We start from the raw sequence: 17,047 nt of genomic DNA, 5'->3' as shown, positions 1-17,047 counted from the left end.
GCGCCCGGGAGGTGGCCACCTCGGCGGAAGGTGGCATACACGTGCGTTGGAAGAATCTCAGCGAGCGGAGCGTCTACGAGAACCGGTGGTTCCGGGTCAATCTCGCGGACGTCGAACTCCCCGACGGCCGCCACCTCGACCACTTCCTGATCCGGCTGCGGCCCGTCGCCGTGGCCACGGTGGTCAATGAGGCGAACGAGGTTCTGCTCCTGTGGCGGCACCGTTTCATCACCGACAACTGGGGCTGGGAGCTGGCCGCCGGGGTCGTGGAGGACGGCGAGGACATCGCCCGAGCCGCGGCCCGTGAGATGGAGGAGGAGACCGGATGGCGGCCGGGCCCCCTGCGGCACCTGATGACAGTGGAACCGTCCAACGGTCTCACCGACGCCCGGCATCACATCTACTGGACGGACGAGGCCGAGTACCTCGGTGATCCGGAGGACGGCTTCGAGTCGGACCGCCGGGAGTGGGTGCCGCTCAAGCTGGTGCCCGACATGATCACCCGCGGTGAGGTCCCGGCCGCCAACATGGCGGCCGCGCTACTGCTGCTGCACCATCTGCGGCTCGGCTGACCGCCGGGCCCGCACCGCGGGCCGGGAGCGTCCCGCGCTCACCGGCCGGCCGCCTGCCAGACGGCGACCCCCAGGGCGGCGAGGCCGGTGAGCGCGGCAAGTGACGGCAGCGGCCACCTGCCGTGTTCCAGGGCCCGTACCCGGCCCGTCATCTCGTTGATCTCGCGTTCCGACTGATCGCTGCGCTGGGTGAGGAGGGCGAGGTGGCCGTCGATGCGGGCGACCCCGACATCGAGGCTACGACGTAATTCCGCGAGCTCGGCCGACTTGACGGCGTGCTCGGGATGGCTGGTCACGGTCCGTTCCCCTTCCGGAGGGCTCTGCCAGGTGGTGTCCGACGAGGTGAGTCAACCGCGTGGACAGGCGGGGCGGGAGCGTGTGCGGAGGGTATATGCGAGTCACCGCCGCACACCCCGTGTGAACACGGGGTGTGCGGCGGTGACATGGCGCGACGGGCGGGCTCGGTACGGCTCAGTACGAGTAGAAGCCCGAGCCGGTCTTGCGGCCCAGCCGGCCCGCGTCGACCATGCGCTGGAGCAGCGGGGGAGCGGCGTACAGCGGCTCCTTGTACTCCTGGTACATGCTGTCGGCGACGGAGGCGACGGTGTCCAGACCGATCAGGTCGGAGAGCTTGAGCGGACCCATGGGGTGCGCGCAGCCCAGCTCCATGCCGTTGTCGATGTCCTCGCGGCTGGCGATGCCGGACTCGAACATGCGGATCGCGGAGAGCAGATACGGAATCAGCAGCGCGTTCACGACGAAGCCGGAACGGTCCTGGGCGCGGATGGCGTGCTTGCCCAGGATCTTGCCGACCAGCGCCTCGGCGCGCTTGATCGTCTCCTCGCCGGTGGTCAGCGCCGGGATCAGCTCGACGAGCTGCTGCACCGGGGCCGGGTTGAAGAAGTGGATGCCGATGACCTGGTCGGGCCGCGAGGTCGCGACGGCCAGCTTCACCAGCGGGATGGAGGAGGTGTTGGAGGCCAGGATCGCGTCCGGGCGGGTGACCACCTGGTCGAGCACCTGGAAGATCTCGGTCTTGACCTGCTCGTTCTCGACGACCGCCTCGATGACCAGGTCGCGGTCGGCGAACTCGCCCAGGTCGGTGGTGAAGCTCAGCCGTGCCAGGGTCGCGTCGCGCTCCTCCTCGGTGATCTTGCCGCGTTCGGCGGCCTTGCCGAGGGAGTTGGTCAGACGGGTGCGGCCGAGCTCCAGGGCCTCACCGGTGGTCTCCGCGACCTTGACGTCCAGGCCGGAACGGGCACACACCTCCGCGATGCCCGCGCCCATCTGACCGCAGCCCACCACTCCGACGCGTGTCACGTCGGCCACTGAGTCCGTCACATCGTGCCTTTCGCTGATCTTGGTCGACCGGCGAGGAGCTTGTCCTCCCACCGATCGTGTCGGTGTGGAGACCCCCGGCTCCCGCCTCGGTCCAGACGTTACTCCGCGACAGGCGGTGCTGATGGGGCCGGGGCGGGCATGCTCTGCGCATACGGTGTGACCGATCCGACAAGGAGTGGCACGCATATGGGACGTATCAGCCGAAGAGGGTTCACTGTGGCGGCCGCGGGTGCGATGTCCGTCATGCTGGCGACGGGTGAGGCGCGGGCGCGGATTCCGGCGGCGGACGCCGTGGACGACGAAGCCAGGCGGAAGCGTGAATTCCGAGGCATGTGGACCGCGACCGTCGTGAACATCGACTGGCCGTCCAGGCCGGGGCTCGAGCCGGAGGCGCAGCGGGCCGAGCTGCTCGCCCTGTTCGACACGGCCGTCGCCCGGCGGCTCAATGCCGTGATCCTGCAGATCCGCCCCACCGCCGACGCCTTCTGGCCCTCCCCGTACGAGCCGTGGTCGGAGTATCTGACCGGCACTCAGGGCAAGCACCCCGGCTGGGATCCGCTCGCCTTCGCGGTGCGGGAGGCACACCGGCGCCGTCTGGAACTGCACGGCTGGTTCAACCCCTACCGCGTCGCCAACCACACCGACCCTGCCCGGCTGGTCGCCACCCACCCGGCGCGGCAGCACCCCGACTGGGTGCTGCCCTACGGCGGAAAGCTGTACTACAACCCCGGGCTGCCCGAGGTCCGGCGCTTCGTCCAGGACGCGATCCTCGACGCGGTCACCCGCTACGACCTCGACGGCGTGCACTTCGACGACTACTTCTACCCGTACCCGGTGGCCGGGCAGGCCTTCGACGACACCGCCGCGTTCGAGCGCTACGGCACGGGCTTCCCGGACCGGGCGGCCTGGCGGCGGGACAACATCGACCGGCTGGTGCACGAGATGGGGGTGCGGATCAAGAGACGCAAGCGGCACGTGAAGTTCGGGATCAGCCCCTTCGCCATCTGGCGCAACCGGACGACCGATCCGCTGGGCTCCGACACCCGCGCCGGGGTGCAGACCTACGACGATCTGTACGCCGACACCCGAAGATGGGTCCGCGAGGAGTGGATCGACTACATCGTTCCGCAGATCTACTGGCACATCGGCTTCGCCGCCGCCGACTACGCCAAGCTCGTCCCCTGGTGGGCGGAGACCGTGCGCGGCACGGACGTCCATCTCTACATCGGCGAGGCGCTGTACAAGGCGGGGGCGGCGGGCCAGCCCGCGCCCTGGCAGGACCCGGCCGAGCTCTCCCGCCACCTCGACCTCGGCCGGAACCACCCCGAGGTGCGCGGCAACATCTACTTCTCCACGAAGCAGGTCGTCGCCGATCCCATCGGGGCGATGGCGCGCGTGGTCGCCGACCACTATCCCGACCGCGCGCGCCCGCCGCGCTGACCGTGGAAGGACCCAGCGGAGGTAATCGGCTGGGGAGAGGGCTAGATCTGCTCTCCGGACTTGCGGTGGTCCACGCTGGTGTCGGGGCCCGGCGACATGATCGTCTCGTGCCCGTTCGCCGCGCGGACGCGGAACGGCGGCGTGCCGTTCGGGCCCAGCACTTCCACGATCTCCACGACCCGGTCGTGCTCCCCGACTACGCGGCCGTGCGTCACCAGGCGGTCGCCCTTGCTCGCATGCATCGACGGTGCCCTTCCGTTCGAGGTCCCCGATTCGAGGTCCGACACGTGCACTGGGATGTGCCGCCAATTCTACGGTGACCGGCGGTATATGGCTCGCCCCTCGGCCGTTCGGGTCGGGGGCGGGCCCGGGGCGGGCCATGGCCCGCCCCGGCGGCGGGCGGCCCCTCAGCCGCGGGCACGCTGGGTGACCGCGATGCAGACGAGCACGGCGACGGCGGCGGCCGGCGCGGCGGGCGTCAGCCGCTCGCCGAGCAGCGTCACCGACCACAGCAGGGTGAGCAGCGGCTGCGCCAGCTGGAACTGGCTGGCCTTCGCCACGCCGATCACGGCCATGCCGCGGTACCACACCACCATGCCCAGCAGCTGGCTGCCCGCCACCAGCCAGACGAGTCCGGCGACGGTGTGTCCGGTCAGCCGCACGGGCTCAGAGAGCAGGGCGACGGCCGCCCCGGCCAGCGCCAGTGGCAGGCACAGGACGAGCCCCCAGCCGACGACCTGCCACCCGGGCATCTCGCGCGCCAGCCGGCCGCCCTCCGCGTAGCCCGCCGCGCACACCAGCAGGGCCACGAACAGATACAGATCGCCGACGGTCGGCGTGCCACCGCTCTGCACCAGAGCGAAGGTGATGACCACGAAGGCTCCCGCCAGCGCCGCCGCCCAGAACACGCGCGAGTGCCGGGCCCCGGTCCGCAGTGCCGCGTACGCGGCCGTGGTCAGCGGCAGCAGCCCGACGACGACGGCGGCGTGCGCGGTCGTGGAGGTCTGGAGGGCGAGCGTCGTCAGCAGCGGGAAGCCCACGACGACCCCCGCGGCGACGATGGCCAGCCCGCCCCAGTGGCGGCGGGCGGGCACCGGCACCCGCAGCGCGAGCAGCCCGCCGCACGCGATGAGGGCCGCCAGCGTCATCCGGCAGGTGGTCACCGACCACGGGCCGAGCCCCTCCAGCGCCCAGGCGGTGGCGGGGAAAGTCAGCGAGAAGGCGCAGACACCGAGCGCGGCGAGGACGGTGCCGAGGGTGAGGCGCGCGGAGTCGCCGCCGGGACGCTTCGGCTCGCCCGCCGGAGCGGTGGGCCGGTCGAGGCCGCTCACTGCTATCGCTGTCGGGCGGGTAGCGCTATCTTGTGCTCTCATGCATGAGCGTAGCAGCGTCGCCGAACTGGCCGGAGTCCTTCGAGGGGAGCTCAACCGCTACTCCGAAGGTGAGAAGCTGCCGTCCAGTCGGGCCCTGGTCGACCGGTTCCGGGTCAGCCCCGTGACCGTCTCCCGGGCGCTGGCCGCCCTGGCGGCCGAAGGCCTGGTCGTCACCCGCCCGGGAGCCGGGGCCTTCCGCGCCGTCCCGCACGGCCCGGCCGTCCGCCTCGGGGACACCTCCTGGCAGCAGGTCGCCCTCAGCGTCGAGACCCCCGGCGAGTCGGTGCCCCGGTCCGTGGACGCCTCGGGCGTGCTCGCGACCCTCTCCGAGCCGCCGCCCGGCGTCATCGAGCTCAACGGCGGTTATCTCCACCCCACCCTCCAGCCCGAGCGCGCCCTGGCCGCGGCCCTCGCCCGGGCCGGCCGCAGACCGGGCGCCTGGGGCCGCCCACCGGTCGAGGGCGTCGGGGAACTGCGGGCCTGGTTCGCCCGCCAGATCAGCGGCCCGGCCGGCACGGTCAACGCTTCCGACGTGCTGATCACCGCCGGCGGCCAGAGCGCCCTCACCGCCGCACTGCGCGCCCTCGCCCCGCCCGGCGCGCCCGTACTCGTCGAATCCCCCACCTACCCCGGCATGCTCGCCGCCGCCCGCGCCTCCGGGCTGCGCCCGGTGCCCGTACCCGCCGACGAGCGGGGGGTGCGCACCGATCTGCTCGCCGAGGCGTTCGCGGCCAGCGGGGCCCGGGTCTTCGTCTGCCAGCCGCTCTTCCAGAACCCGACCGGCGCGGTCCTCGCCGACGAGCGGCGCGGTGAGGTCCTCCGGGTCGCGCGGGAGGCCGGCGCCTTCGTCATCGAGGACGACTTCGCCCGCCGCCTCGCCCACGAGGACGCCCCGCCGCTGCCGCCCACGCTGGCCGCCGACGACCCCGACGGCATCGTCGTCCACGTCTGCTCCCTGACCAAGGCCACCTCGGCCAGCCTGCGGGTGGGTGCCCTCGCCGCCCGCGGCCCGGTCCTCGACCGGCTGCGGGCCATCCAGGTCGTCGACAGCTTCTTCGTGCCCCGGCCCGTCCAGGAGGCCGCGCTCGAGCTCGTCGGCTCACCCGCCTGGCCCCGCCACCTGCGCAACATCGCCGCCCAGCTGCGCACCCGGCGCGAGGCGCTGCTCACCGCCCTGGCCCGGGAACTCCCCGGGCTCACCGTGGAGTTCGTACCACCCGGCGGTTACCACATGTGGCTGCGGCTCCCCGACGGCACCGACGAGAGCGCCCTGGTCGCCGCCGCCCTGCGGGCCGGGGTCGCCCTCGCCGCCGGCCGCCCGTACTTCTCCGCCGAGCCCCCCGCCCCCCACCTGCGCCTGAGCTTCGCGGCCGTCGCCGGCCCGGCGGAGCTGGCGGAGGGCGTGAGCCGGCTGCGCAGGGCCTGCGAGGAGACGCTGGGGTGAGCGTCCGGCGCGATGGCCGGACGGGCCCGGGACTCGGCTAGCCTGAACGCACAATGAACTGTTTGACGACGTCATGGGGTGAGTTCACGCTCACCCGCTTCCCCGAGGACTCCCGCGACAGACTGCGCGCCTGGGACGCCTCCGACGCGTATCTGCTGCGGCACCTCGAAGGAATCGACGGCGAGCCCACGGACCTGTCCGGCACGGTCGTCGTGCTGGGCGACCGGTGGGGCGCCCTCACCACCGCGCTCGCCGGACACCGCCCCGTACAGATCACCGACTCCTACCTCGGCCGCCGGGCGACCCGCGCGAACCTCGCGCGCGCCGGTGTCGACGAGGACTCGGTGCGGCTGCTGTCGACCAGGGACACGCCGCCGGAGCGCATCGACGTCCTGCTCGTCCGGGTGCCCAAGAGCCTCGCGCTCCTGGAGGACCAGCTGCGCCGCCTCGCACCCGCCGTCCACGCGGGAACCGTCGTCGTCGGCACGGGCATGGTCACCGAGATCCACACCTCGACGCTCAAGCTGTTCGAACAGATCCTCGGCCCGACCCGCACCTCGCTCGCGGTGAAGAAGGCCCGCCTCATCTTCTGCGCGCCCGACCCCCGGCTCGCCCGGACCCCGAGCCCCTGGCCGCGCAGCTACACGCTGCCCACCGACGTCGGGGCGGCCTCGGGCCTGACCGTCACCAACCACGCGGGAATCTTCTGCGCCGAACGCCTCGACATCGGCACCCGCTTCTTCCTGCGCAACCTCCCGCGCCGCCGCGGCCCCGAGCGCGTCGTGGACCTCGGCTGCGGCAACGGCGTGGTCGGCACGGCCGCGGCCCTCGCCAACCCCGAGGCCGAGGTGCTCTTCGTCGACGAGTCCTACCAGGCGGTGGCCTCCGCGGAAGCCACCTTCCGCGCGAACGCGGGCACCGCCGGCCGGGCGGCGGAGTTCCGGGTGGGCGACGGACTGTCGGGCGTACCGGCCGCGTCGGTGGACCTGGTGCTGAACAACCCGCCGTTCCACACCCACCAGGCGGTGACCGACGCGACCGCGTACCGCATGTTCGCCGGATCGCGCGAGGCGCTGCGCCCCGGCGGCGAGCTGTGGGTCATCGGCAACCGCCACCTCGGCTACCACGTGAAGCTGCGCCGCCTCTTCGGCAACTGCGAGGTCGTCACGAGCGACCCCAAGTTCGTCATCCTGCGCGCGGTCAAGCGCTGACGGAGGCGGGGCCCGGACGGCGCCGGGAAGGTTGCGGGGGTACCCCGGCGGGCGGAGATTGGTACGGGGCCGCCACCGCGACGGCCGGGGGAGGGGCCGGACCGACCACCCGAGGAGCCCTCCGTGGCGATCTTCATCCATGCCAGCCTGCCGGGCGTCACGGCGGCGCAGTACGGCGCCCTGAACAGCGCGTTGCGGGAGCTGCCCGGCGAGCCCTTCGAGGGCTGCCTCGCCCATGTCGCCGTCACCACGGAGGCCGGGCTGCAGGTCTTCGACCTGTGGGAGAGCGAGGAGGCGATGGTGAAGTTCACCGAGCGTCTGACGCCGCACGCCGAGCAGGCGGGCTTCCCCGCGGCGGGCGAGCCGCCCAAGGCCCTGCCGGTGCACAACTACTGGCTGCCCGGGGCGTAGCGGAACGGGCCACGCCTGGGGACGGTCCGAGCGTGCCCCGTCACTGACGCAGACGGGCGTTGAGCCGGGCGGCCCGGCGCGTCAGGTGGTCGCGCTCGGCGAGATCGGTCGCCTTCCCGGCCGCCTCGGCGTACAGCCGTGCCGCCGTCGCGCTCATGGAGGTACGCCGCCACGGCGGCTCGGCGGGGCACGGCGTGTCCCTTGCCCGATGACGTCGGGGAGGCCTCGTCCAGCGCCGCGAGCGCCGCCAGCCCGGCGCGCGGCCCTTCGGCCTCGCCGACGGCCACCGCGCGGTTGAGCCGGACGACCGGGCTGTCGGTCAGCCGCGTGAGCTCGTCGTACCACTCGACGATCTGTGCCCAGTCGGTCTCCTCGGCGGTGGGCGCGTCGGCGTGGAGTGCCGCGATGGCGGCCTGGGCCTGGTATTCGCCCAGCCGGTCACGGGCGAGGGCCGCCTGGAGGATCCCGATGCCCTCGGCGATCACTTGTGTGTCCCACCGGCCGCGGTCCTGCTCGGCGAGCGGCACCAGGCTGCCGTCGGGCGCGGTCCGGGCCGCGCGCCGGGCGTGGTGGAGCAGCATGAGGGCGAGCAGCCCCGCCACCTCCGGGTGGTCGACCGCGGCCGCGAGCTGCCGGGTGAGCCGGATGGCCTCGACGGCGAGGTCCACGTCACCGGAGTAGCCCTCGTTGAAGACCAGGTAGAGGACGCGCAGCACGGTGGTGACGTCGCCCGGCCGGTCGAACCGCACGCCGGAGACCGTGCGCTTGGCCCGGCTGATGCGCTGGGCCATCGTCGCCTCGGGCACCAGGTAGGCCTGGGCGATCTGCCGGGTGGTCAGCCCGCCCACGGCGCGCAGCGTGAGCGCGACCGCGGACGACGGCGTGAGTGACGGGTGGGCACACAGGAAGTAGAGCTGGAGCGTGTCGTCGACGCCGGGCGCGGGACCGGGCGCCGGCTCCTCGTCGACGAGACCCTCGCGCCGGCGGCGGGCGGTGTCCGCGCGGGTCGCGTCGAGGAACTTGCGCCAGGCCACGGTGACCAGCCAGCCCTTCGCATCCCGCGGCGGGTCGGCCGGCCAGGCGCGGACCGCCTCGACGAGCGCTTCCTGCACGGCGTCCTCGGCCGCCGCGAAGTCGGCTCCGCGGCGGACGAGGACGGTGAGCACGCTCGGCGTGAGGCCGCGGAGCAGGGCCTCGTCCAGCTGAGAGGTCACTCCGTGACGGTGGGCGACGACACGCCGTAGAACGGGCGCAGCTCGAGCCACTCGTGGATCGGCTTGCCGCCCGCCCCGGGGGCGGCCGACAGCTCCCCGGCCAGCTCGACGGCGCGCTCGTAGCTGTCGACGTCGATCACCATCCAGCCGGCGATGAGGTCCTTGGTCTCGGCGAACGGACCGTCGGTGACCGGCGGGCGTCCCTCGCCGTCGTAGCGGACCCACGTCCCCTCGGGGGCGAGCGCCTGACCGTCGACGAACTCGCCGGTCCCCTCCAGCCGGGCCGCGAAGTCGCGCATGTACTGCATGTGGGCCGAGATCTCCTCCGGCGCCCATTGGTCCATGGGCACGTCGTTCACCGGAGCCGGGGCGCCGCGGTAGTGCTTGAGCAGCAAGTACTTGGCCATCGTGATTCTCCTCGGTGCTGTGCGACCCATTCTGGTCGCGTTCACCGCGGGGACGGAGCCGGACACGGGTTCTCGACATCGGCGTCCGCATTCCTGGGCATTGCATAAAACTTCTTAGCTCCGTATAGTCATGCCATCGCCAAGGAGGACCGATGGCAGTGCGTGCGGCAGTGGCGGGAGCGAGTGGATACGCGGGCGGGGAGTTGCTGCGCCTGCTGCTCGCGCACCCCGAGGTGCGGATCGGGGCGCTGACCGGGAATTCCAACGCCGGGCAGCGGCTCGGGGCGCTGCAGCCGCATCTGCCGCAGCTCGCCGACCGGGTCCTGGAGCCCACGACAGCCGAGGTCCTCGCGGGCCATGACGTCGTCTTCCTCGCGCTGCCGCACGGGCAGTCCGCCGCCGTCGCCGAGGAGCTCGGGGACGGGGTGCTGGTCGTCGACTGCGGGGCGGACTTCCGGCTGAAGGACGCGGGGGACTGGGAGCGGTTCTACGGCTCGCCGCACGCGGGGACCTGGCCGTACGGGCTGCCGGAGCTGCCCGGCGGGCGGCAGGCGCTGCGCGGCGGGAAGCGGATCGCCGTTCCCGGCTGCTATCCGACGGCCGTCTCGCTGGCGCTCTTCCCCGCGTACGCCGCCGGGCTCGCCGAGCCCGAGGCCGTGATCGTCGCCGCGTCCGGCACGTCCGGTGCGGGCAAGGCGGCCAAGCCGCACCTGCTCGGCAGCGAGGTCATGGGTTCCATGAGCCCGTACGGTGTCGGCGGCGGCCACCGGCACACCCCGGAGATGATCCAGAACCTCTCCGCCGCCGCCGGTGAGCGGGTCACCGTCTCCTTCACCCCGACCCTGGCGCCGATGCCGCGCGGCATCCTCGCCACGTGCGGCGCGAAGGCCCGGCCGGGCGTCACGGCGGAGAGCCTGCGGGCCGCGTACGAGAAGGCGTTCCAGGACGAGCCGTTCGTACGGCTTCTGCCCGAGGGGCAGTGGCCCTCGACCGCCGCCGTCTACGGGGCGAACACCGCGCTGGTCCAGGTCGCCCTCGACGAGGCGGCCGGGCGGATCGTCGCCATCAGCGCGATCGACAACCTCACCAAGGGCACCGCGGGCGGCGCGGTGCAGAGCATGAACATCGCCCTCGGCCTCCCGGAGGAGCTGGGGCTGCCGCTCACCGGAGTCGCGCCGTGATCATCAGGCGCGTCTTCGCCACCGTGCTCGCCCGCTTCGTGCCGTGCGACACCCCGGCCGCCCCGCGGCAGAAAACACCCACGCCTACTGGATCGCTTGTCGCGTCCGGAGCAGTGAACAAGGAGATGCAGTGAGCGTCACGGCAGCAAAGGGATTCACGGCGGCGGGCATCGCCGCCGGGATCAAGGAGAGCGGTCATCCCGACCTCGCCCTCGTGGTCAATGAGGGCCCCCGTCTGGCCGCCGCCGGCGTCTTCACCTCCAACCGTGTCAAGGCCGCCCCTGTCCGCTGGTCCGAGCAGGTGCTCAAGGGCGGTCAGGTCTCGGCCGTCGTCCTCAACTCCGGTGGTGCCAACGCCTGTACCGGTCCGCTGGGTTTCCAGGACACCCACGCCACCGCCGAGAAGGCGGCCGAGGTGCTGGGGGGCAACGCGGGGGAGATCGCCGTCGCCTCGACCGGCCTCATCGGGGTGCGGCTGCCGATGGACAAGCTGCTGCCGGGCATCGGGAAGGCCGCCGCCGAGCTCTCCGCGCACGGCGGCGAGAAGGCCGCCATCGCCATCAAGACCACCGACACCGTCCACAAGACCTCCGTGGCCCAGGGCGACGGCTGGACCGTCGGCGGTATGGCCAAGGGCGCGGGCATGCTCGCGCCGGGCCTGGCCACGATGCTCGTCGTCCTCACCACCGACGCCGATGTCGACGCGGCCGGACTGGACGCGGCTCTGCGGTCCGCCACCCGGCAGACCTTCGACCGGGTCGATTCGGACGGCTGTATGTCCACCAACGACACCGTGCTGCTCCTCGCCTCCGGCGCCTCGGGCGTCACCCCCGCCCAGGACGCCTTCGCCGAGGCCGTACGGACCGTCTGCGACGACCTCGCCCGCCAGCTCATCGGTGACGCGGAGGGTGCCTCGAAGGACATCCGCATCGAGGTCGTCGGCGCCGCCACCGAGGACGACGCCGTCGAGGTGGGCCGCTCCATCGCCCGCAACAATCTCCTCAAGTGCGCCATCCACGGCGAGGACCCCAACTGGGGCCGGGTGCTCTCCGCCATCGGCACCACCTCGGCGGCCTTCGACCCGGACCGGCTCAATGTCGCCATCAACGGTGTCTGGGTCTGCAAGGACGGTTCGGTGGGCGAGGACCGCGAACTCGTCGACATGCGCTACCGGGAGGTGCGGATCACCGCCGATCTGTCGGCCGGGACCGAGTCCGCCGTCATCTGGGCCAACGACCTCACCGCCGACTACGTCCACGAGAACAGCGCGTACTCCTCATGAGCGACTCCTTCCCGGCGCCGGACACCACCCCGGCCACCACGCCGCCCACCGCCCGTAAACACACCGCCCTGCCCAAGGCCCGCACCCTCGTCGAGGCGCTGCCCTGGCTGACGCGGCATCACGGCAAGACCGTCGTCATCAAGTTCGGCGGCAACGCCATGGTCGACCAGGAGCTGAAGGCCGCCTTCGCCCAGGACGTCGTCTTCCTGCGCCACGCGGGCCTGCGCCCGGTCGTCGTGCACGGCGGCGGGCCGCAGATCAGCGCGCAGCTGGAAAAGCTGGGCATCGCGTCCGAGTTCAAGGCCGGGCTGCGGGTCACCACCCCCGAGGCGATGGACGTCGTACGGATGGTGCTCGCCGGGCAGGTGCAGCGCGAGCTGGTCGGGCTGCTCAACGAACACGGGCCGCTCGCCGTCGGCATGACCGGCGAGGACGCCCACACCATGACCGCCACCAAGCGCTACGCCGAGATCGACGGCGAGCGGGTGGACCTCGGCCGGGTCGGCGAGATCGCCGAGATCGACACCGGGGCGATCCAGGCCCTGCTGGACGACGGCCGCATCCCCGTCGTCTCCTCCATCGCCCGCAGTGCGGACGACGACCATGTCTACAACGTCAACGCCGACACCGCCGCGGCCGCCCTCGCCGCCGCCCTCGGCGCCGAGACGCTGATGGTCCTCACCGATGTCGAGGGCCTCTACGCGGACTGGCCCAACAGCGACGACGTCATCAGCCAGCTCACCGCGAGCGAGCTGGAGACCCTGCTGCCGGAGCTGGCCAGCGGGATGGTCCCCAAGATGGAGGGCTGTCTGCACGCCGTGCGCAACGGCGTCACCACCGCCCGCGTGATCGACGGCCGGGTCCAGCACTCGATCCTGCTGGAGATCTTCACGGACGAGGGCGTCGGCACGATGGTCGTGCCGGACCAGCCGGTCGAGGGGGCCACGCTGTGAGCAACGACGAGCTGACCAGGCGCTGGCAGGGCGCCCTGATGGACAACTACGGCACGCCCAGGATCCCCCTGGTGCGCGGCGCGGGCACCGAGGTCTGGGACGCGGACGGCAAGCGCTATCTGGACTTCGTCGGCGGCATCGCCGTGAACGCCCTCGGCCACGCCCACCCCGCCGTCGTCCGGGCGGTGTCGGAGCAGATCGCCACCCTCGGCCACGTCTCCAACCTCTTCACCGCCGAGCCCCCGGTCGCGCTCGCGGAGCGGCTCCTGACGCTCGCCGGCCGCCCCGGCCGGGTCTACTTCTCCAACTCCGGCGCCGAGGCGATCGAGGCGGCCTTCAAGATCGGGCGGCGTACGGGCCGCACCCACATGGTCGCCACCCTCGGCGGCTTCCACGGCCGCACCATGGGCGCCCTGGCCCTCACCGGCCAGCCGGCGAAGCAGGACCCGTTCCTGCCGCTGCCCGGCGAGGTCACGCACGTCCCGTACGGGGACGCCGAGGCGCTGCGCGCCGCCGTCAGCACCGACACCGCGCTGGTGGTGCTGGAGCCGGTGCAGGGCGAGAACGGTGTCGTCGTGCCGCCCGCGGACTATCTCGCCGCCGCCCGCGAGATCACCCGGGCCACCGGAACGCTCCTGGTCCTGGACGAGATCCAGACAGGTATCGGCCGTACCGGCCACTGGTTCGAGCACCGGGCGCAGGGCGTCGAGCCCGATGTCGTCACCCTCGCCAAGGGCCTCGGCGGCGGCCTGCCGATCGGCGCGACCCTGGCCTTCGGCCCCGCCGCCGACCTGCTGACGCCCGGTCAGCACGGCTCGACCTTCGGCGGCAACCCGGTCGCCTGCGCGGCCGCCCTGGCGGTTCTGGACACCCTCGCGGCCGACGGGGTACTTGACACGGTCAAGCGCACGGGAGAGTTGCTGCGTGACGGGATCACCGCCCTCGGGCACCCACTGGTCGACCACATCCGTGGCGCGGGCCTTCTGCTGGGTATTGTCCTTTCCGAGCCCCTCGCACCGAACGTGCAGCAGGCGGCACAGGACGCCGGACTCCTGGTGAACGCGGTCGCACCCCATGTGGTGCGGCTGGCCCCTCCGCTGATCATCACCGAAGATGACGTGGAAACGTTCCTCCGGGCGCTGCCCGGTGTCCTGGACGCTGCCGCGGGGGCGCACGAGGCCGACGGGGCCCATGGGGAACGACGATCCGGAGACTGACGAGACGATGACCGAGGCGCAGGAGCCCGAGCCGTTCCACGGCGGGCAGGCAGTACCGCAGACCCGCACCGCCCGCCACCGCCGGATCGTGGACATCCTCGGCCGGCAACCCGTACGGTCACAGAGCCAGCTGGCCAAGCTGCTCGCCGACGACGGCCTGTCCGTCACCCAGGCGACGCTCTCCCGCGACCTCGACGAGCTGGGCGCGGTCAAGATCCGCAACACCGGTGGCGAGCTGATCTACGCCGTGCCCTCCGAGGGCGGCGACCGCACCCCGCGAGCTCCGCTGGGCGAGTCCGCGACCGAGGCCCGGATGGGCCGGCTGGCGGCCGAGCTGCTGATCTCGGCGGAGGCGTCCGCCAACCTCGTGGTCCTGCGCACCCCGCCGGGGGCCGCCCAGTTCTTCGCCTCGGCGATCGACCAGGCGGGGGTCCACGAGATCATCGGCACGATCGCCGGTGACGACACCGTCATGCTCATCAGCCGCGACCCCAAGGGCGGCCAGGCCCTGGCGGACCACCTGCTGCGGCTGGCCCAGAAGGAACGCTGAGCCCCGCCGCGGCCCCCCGCCGTCGTGTCCCCGCGCAGGGGGCCGACGGCAGGGGGCCGCGCGATCCCGTCCGCCCCGGGCCGGGTCAGGAGGCGGTGCGGGCGACGGCGTCCGCGACGACCGCCCGGAGCTCGCCCGTGCGGCGAAGGCTCTCGCGCTGCGCACCGGCCCCGCCGCCGCTCTTCAGCAGCCGTTCCGACGACTCCCGCACCCACGGAAGGTCCCCCGCGTCCGAGAGGGCTTCGCGGACGTGGGCCACCAGTGCCCGTACCACCGTCGCCGCGGGGGCGGGGGCCCACGTCAGCGGATGGACCAAGCGGTCCGACACCCCGGACTTCGCGGCCTGCCAGCCCGTCAGCCGCAGCAGCCCCACCGTGGCCGGCTCCGGCGGTTCCCCCGCACGCCACGCACGGGCCGCCGTCTCCACCAGCGCCCGGGTCAGCGCCGCGATCAACACCGTGTCCTCGGCGTCCAGGCACACGTCCGCCACCCGGATCTCCACGGTGGGGTAGTGGCGCGACAGACGCGCGTCGAAATAGATCATGCCGAGGTCTATGAGCGTCTCCGTCGCCAGAAGTGCCCCCACCCGGGCGTGGTACTCCTCGGCCGAACCGAACACCTCCACCGGGCCCGCGGACGGCCAGCGGCCCCAGACCTGGCTGCGGTAGCTGGCGTAACCGCTGTCGTCGCCCTGCCAGAAAGGGGAGTTCGCGCTGAGCGCCAGCAAGGGGGCCAGCCACGGCCGGATCCGGTCCAGGACCGCGACCCCCTCCTCGTCCGACTCGACGCCCACGTGGACGTGGCAACCGCAGGTGAGCTGCTCCTGGGCGGTCATGCCGAACTCCGCCGCCAACTTCCGGTACCGCCGCCCCGCGCTCAGCGACGGATCGACCCGCAGCGGCGACGTGGCCAGCGCCGCGACCTCCGCCCCGGCGCGCCGCGCCTGCTCCGCCGCCGTGCGCCGGCCCTGGCGCACCTCCGCGGCCAGGACCGTCATATCGGTCGTCGGCGATGTGGCGGTCTCCAGCTGTTCCCGCTGCAACTCCTTCTCCAGGCCCGCCTCGTCCCCGGCCCGCTCGAGCACCGTTCCCGCGACCGCGCGGGGACTGCCGGTGTCCGGGTCCACGAGAAGGAGCTCCTCTTCCACACCGACGCTGCGCATCGCCACTGCCCCTCTCCGTGGTCCACGGGGCCCGCTGGCTCCCGGGACATGCTGATTCCCGCAGCCGCACGGAATACTCCGTCGGCGACCGGGCGGAGCAGTGCGACAGCGGTGCGTGCCCGGCCGGTACTGGGGGTGGCCGGTACGGGGTAGCCGACCGCCCATGGCGAAGATTCTCGTGGGCACGTGTTCCTGGACGGACCCCTCCCTCGTGAGCAGCGGCTGGTACCCACCCGGGGCCCGCGACCCCGAGGGCCGGTTGCGGCACTACGCGGAGCGTTTCCCCGTGGTGGAGGTCGACGCGACGTACTACGGCCTGCCCAGCACGCGCAACAGCCGGCTCTGGGCGGAGCGGACGCCCGAGGGGTTCACCTTCGACGTCAAGGCCTTCGCGCCCCTGACCGGCCACGCCGTACGGGCCGGGGCCCTGCCCGCTGATCTCCGGCCGGCGGGCCCGGCGCAGCGCCGACTGGCGTGCGCCGAACTCCCGCCCGGGCTGACGGCCGAGCTGTGGGAACGCTTCACGGGCGCGTTGCGCCCCCTGCGGGACTCCGGCCGACTGGGCAGTGTGCTCCTGCAGTTCCCCCCGTGGCTGCGGCCGGGCCCCCGGGCTCACGCGCGGCTGGCCGCGTGCCGTGAGCGCGCGCCGGCACTGCCCCTCGCGGTCGAGTTCCGCCACCCGGCGTGGCTGGTGCCCGACGAGCTGCCGCGCACCCTGGAGGTACTGCGCGCCCACCGCATGGCCCTGGTGGCCGTCGACACCGCGCGGACCGTACCCGGGGCCATGCCGCCGACCGACGACGTCACCCACCCCGGCCTGGCGGTCGTCCGCTTCCACGGGCGCTCCGAGGCCTGGGGAACGGGCAGCAAGGAGGACCGCTTCCGGCATCGCTACACGGCTGCCGAACTGACCCCGTGGACGGAACGGATACGACGGCTCGCCCAGCGGGCCGAAGAGGTGCACGTCCTGTTCAACAACTGCTGCGCGGACGCCGCGGTCGACGCGGCCGCGACCATGCGGGAGCTGCTCACCGACACCGCGGACCTCGCGGACGCGGTGACCTTTCCGGGCCCCGGGCGGTGAGAGGGCACCAGGGCACACGAAAGAAGCCTCCGACGCACGGTTTCCCGTGCGTCGGAGGCTTCTTCAGCACCGTCGGGACGACAGGATTTGAACCTGCGACCCCTTGACCCCCAGTCAAGTGCGCTACCAAGCTGCGCCACGTCCCGGTGCACGCCCCGTCTGCGGGTTTCCCCTGAACGGGCGCGCAGAAGAAAAATACCCTGTT

Annotated in this window: 17 protein-coding genes, 1 tRNA gene and 1 pseudogene; 11 read left to right on the top strand and 8 right to left on the bottom strand. The window is 72.8% G+C overall.

Translation table 11 applies throughout. The features are described 5' to 3' along the window. Positions 1–41 precede the first annotated feature (41 nt). Positions 42–572 (top strand): NUDIX hydrolase, encoded by a 531-nt coding sequence (locus tag AB8O64_RS07795; RefSeq protein WP_130876947.1) that lies wholly within the window; start codon positions 42–44, stop codon positions 570–572. Positions 573–610: 38 nt separating this feature from the next. On the opposite strand, the gene AB8O64_RS07790 is transcribed toward AB8O64_RS07795, so the two are convergent. Both AB8O64_RS07790 and AB8O64_RS07785 read right to left on the bottom strand, forming a co-directional pair. Next, positions 611–868, bottom strand: a complete 258-nt coding sequence (locus AB8O64_RS07790; protein ID WP_130876946.1) for a hypothetical protein — start codon at positions 866–868, stop codon at positions 611–613. 175 nt (positions 869–1,043) lie between these two features. Continuing rightward, entirely contained in the window at positions 1,044–1,901 is an 858-nt protein-coding gene (locus AB8O64_RS07785; RefSeq protein WP_130876945.1) for a 3-hydroxybutyryl-CoA dehydrogenase, read from the bottom strand. A gap of 198 nt (positions 1,902–2,099) precedes the next feature. Here AB8O64_RS07785 and AB8O64_RS07780 point away from each other — a divergent pair, with 198 nt between their 5' ends. Beyond that, the gene (locus tag AB8O64_RS07780; RefSeq protein ID WP_370418523.1) at positions 2,100–3,353 is read left to right on the top strand and encodes a glycoside hydrolase family 10 protein; all 1,254 of its coding nucleotides are present in this window, start codon (positions 2,100–2,102) and stop codon (positions 3,351–3,353) included. Between the two features lie 41 nt (positions 3,354–3,394). Here the strand turns inward: AB8O64_RS07780 and AB8O64_RS07775 are convergent, their stop codons facing one another. Together AB8O64_RS07775 and AB8O64_RS07770 are read right to left on the bottom strand one after the other, a co-directional pair. Continuing rightward, the gene (locus AB8O64_RS07775) at positions 3,395–3,595 is read right to left on the bottom strand and encodes a DUF1918 domain-containing protein (RefSeq protein WP_130876943.1); all 201 of its coding nucleotides are present in this window, start codon (positions 3,593–3,595) and stop codon (positions 3,395–3,397) included. A 165-nt stretch (positions 3,596–3,760) separates the two neighbouring features. Beyond that, positions 3,761–4,726, bottom strand: coding sequence for a DMT family transporter (locus AB8O64_RS07770; protein ID WP_370418522.1), 966 nt, complete (start codon positions 4,724–4,726; stop codon positions 3,761–3,763). On the opposite strand from AB8O64_RS07770, the gene AB8O64_RS07765 reads away from it, so the two are divergent. From AB8O64_RS07765 to AB8O64_RS07755, 3 genes are all read left to right on the top strand, one after another. Beyond that, entirely contained in the window at positions 4,725–6,170 is a 1,446-nt protein-coding gene (locus AB8O64_RS07765; protein ID WP_356458869.1) for a PLP-dependent aminotransferase family protein, read from the top strand. The two genes, AB8O64_RS07770 and AB8O64_RS07765, sit on opposite strands and share 2 nt — an antisense overlap. 53 nt (positions 6,171–6,223) lie before the next feature. Next, positions 6,224–7,381, top strand: coding sequence for a methyltransferase (locus AB8O64_RS07760; protein ID WP_370418521.1), 1,158 nt, complete (start codon positions 6,224–6,226; stop codon positions 7,379–7,381). Positions 7,382–7,504: 123 nt separating this feature from the next. Next, the gene (locus AB8O64_RS07755) at positions 7,505–7,792 is read left to right on the top strand and encodes a hypothetical protein (protein ID WP_370418520.1); all 288 of its coding nucleotides are present in this window, start codon (positions 7,505–7,507) and stop codon (positions 7,790–7,792) included. 40 nt (positions 7,793–7,832) lie between these two features. Here the strand turns inward: AB8O64_RS07755 and AB8O64_RS07750 are convergent. Both AB8O64_RS07750 and AB8O64_RS07745 read right to left on the bottom strand, forming a co-directional pair. Next, positions 7,833–8,994 (bottom strand): annotated as a pseudogene (locus AB8O64_RS07750) (RNA polymerase sigma factor). An 8-nt stretch (positions 8,995–9,002) separates the two neighbouring features. Then, complete coding sequence (locus AB8O64_RS07745; RefSeq protein ID WP_365378717.1) at positions 9,003–9,413, bottom strand: YciI family protein; 411 nt, start codon at positions 9,411–9,413, stop codon at positions 9,003–9,005. A 152-nt stretch (positions 9,414–9,565) separates the two neighbouring features. Between AB8O64_RS07745 and argC the strand changes: the two genes are divergently transcribed. The 5 genes from argC to AB8O64_RS07720 all read left to right on the top strand — a co-directional run bounded on the left by argC (position 9,566) and on the right by AB8O64_RS07720 (position 14,596). Then, positions 9,566–10,594 (top strand): N-acetyl-gamma-glutamyl-phosphate reductase, encoded by a 1,029-nt coding sequence (argC, locus tag AB8O64_RS07740; RefSeq protein ID WP_370418519.1) that lies wholly within the window; start codon positions 9,566–9,568, stop codon positions 10,592–10,594. A 130-nt stretch (positions 10,595–10,724) separates the two neighbouring features. Continuing rightward, positions 10,725–11,876: a bifunctional glutamate N-acetyltransferase/amino-acid acetyltransferase ArgJ gene (gene argJ / locus AB8O64_RS07735; RefSeq protein WP_370418518.1), complete on the top strand. Its 1,152-nt coding sequence runs from the start codon at positions 10,725–10,727 to the stop codon at positions 11,874–11,876. Next, positions 11,873–12,829: an acetylglutamate kinase gene (gene argB, locus AB8O64_RS07730; RefSeq protein ID WP_370418517.1), complete on the top strand. Its 957-nt coding sequence runs from the start codon at positions 11,873–11,875 to the stop codon at positions 12,827–12,829. The genes argJ and argB overlap by 4 nt, the downstream gene beginning before the upstream one ends. Then, positions 12,826–14,046, top strand: a complete 1,221-nt coding sequence (locus tag AB8O64_RS07725; protein ID WP_370418516.1) for an acetylornithine transaminase — start codon at positions 12,826–12,828, stop codon at positions 14,044–14,046. Before argB ends, AB8O64_RS07725 begins: the two co-directional genes overlap by 4 nt. A gap of 7 nt (positions 14,047–14,053) precedes the next feature. Then, complete coding sequence (locus AB8O64_RS07720; RefSeq protein WP_356458852.1) at positions 14,054–14,596, top strand: arginine repressor; 543 nt, start codon at positions 14,054–14,056, stop codon at positions 14,594–14,596. 85 nt (positions 14,597–14,681) lie between these two features. Here AB8O64_RS07720 and AB8O64_RS07715 read toward each other — a convergent pair whose 3' ends face one another. Next, entirely contained in the window at positions 14,682–15,758 is a 1,077-nt protein-coding gene (locus tag AB8O64_RS07715; protein ID WP_370423813.1) for a glutamate--cysteine ligase, read from the bottom strand. Positions 15,759–15,921: 163 nt separating this feature from the next. Between AB8O64_RS07715 and AB8O64_RS07710 the strand changes: the two genes are divergently transcribed. Further along, positions 15,922–16,842 carry a DUF72 domain-containing protein gene (locus AB8O64_RS07710; protein ID WP_370418515.1) on the top strand — a complete coding sequence of 307 codons (921 nt, stop codon included), beginning with the start codon at positions 15,922–15,924 and terminating at the stop codon, positions 16,840–16,842. 72 nt (positions 16,843–16,914) lie between these two features. On the opposite strand, the gene AB8O64_RS07705 is transcribed toward AB8O64_RS07710, so the two are convergent. Then, positions 16,915–16,988: transfer RNA gene (locus AB8O64_RS07705), tRNA-Pro, on the bottom strand. Between the last annotated feature and the right edge of the window lie 59 nt (positions 16,989–17,047).

Origin of the sequence: Streptomyces sp. QH1-20 (assembly GCF_041283565.1) — a bacterium.
In the GTDB taxonomy this organism is placed as follows: domain Bacteria; phylum Actinomycetota; class Actinomycetes; order Streptomycetales; family Streptomycetaceae; genus Streptomyces; species Streptomyces syringius.
This window is presented reverse-complemented; position numbering and strand designations above follow the sequence as displayed.

Coding starts and splice junctions, on each gene's coding strand:
- AB8O64_RS07780 (WP_370418523.1), top strand. CDS start 2,100: ATGGGACGTATCAGCCGAAGAGGGTTCACTGTGGCGGCCGCGGGTGCG.
- AB8O64_RS07775 (WP_130876943.1), bottom strand. CDS start 3,595: ATGCATGCGAGCAAGGGCGACCGCCTGGTGACGCACGGCCGCGTAGTC.
- AB8O64_RS07765 (WP_356458869.1), top strand. CDS start 4,725: ATGCATGAGCGTAGCAGCGTCGCCGAACTGGCCGGAGTCCTTCGAGGG.
- AB8O64_RS07770 (WP_370418522.1), bottom strand. CDS start 4,726: ATGAGAGCACAAGATAGCGCTACCCGCCCGACAGCGATAGCAGTGAGC.
- AB8O64_RS07760 (WP_370418521.1), top strand. CDS start 6,224: ATGAACTGTTTGACGACGTCATGGGGTGAGTTCACGCTCACCCGCTTC.
- AB8O64_RS07745 (WP_365378717.1), bottom strand. CDS start 9,413: ATGGCCAAGTACTTGCTGCTCAAGCACTACCGCGGCGCCCCGGCTCCG.
- argC (WP_370418519.1), top strand. CDS start 9,566: ATGGCAGTGCGTGCGGCAGTGGCGGGAGCGAGTGGATACGCGGGCGGG.
- argB (WP_370418517.1), top strand. CDS start 11,873: ATGAGCGACTCCTTCCCGGCGCCGGACACCACCCCGGCCACCACGCCG.
- AB8O64_RS07720 (WP_356458852.1), top strand. CDS start 14,054: ATGACCGAGGCGCAGGAGCCCGAGCCGTTCCACGGCGGGCAGGCAGTA.
- AB8O64_RS07715 (WP_370423813.1), bottom strand. CDS start 15,758: ATGCGCAGCGTCGGTGTGGAAGAGGAGCTCCTTCTCGTGGACCCGGAC.
- AB8O64_RS07710 (WP_370418515.1), top strand. CDS start 15,922: ATGGCGAAGATTCTCGTGGGCACGTGTTCCTGGACGGACCCCTCCCTC.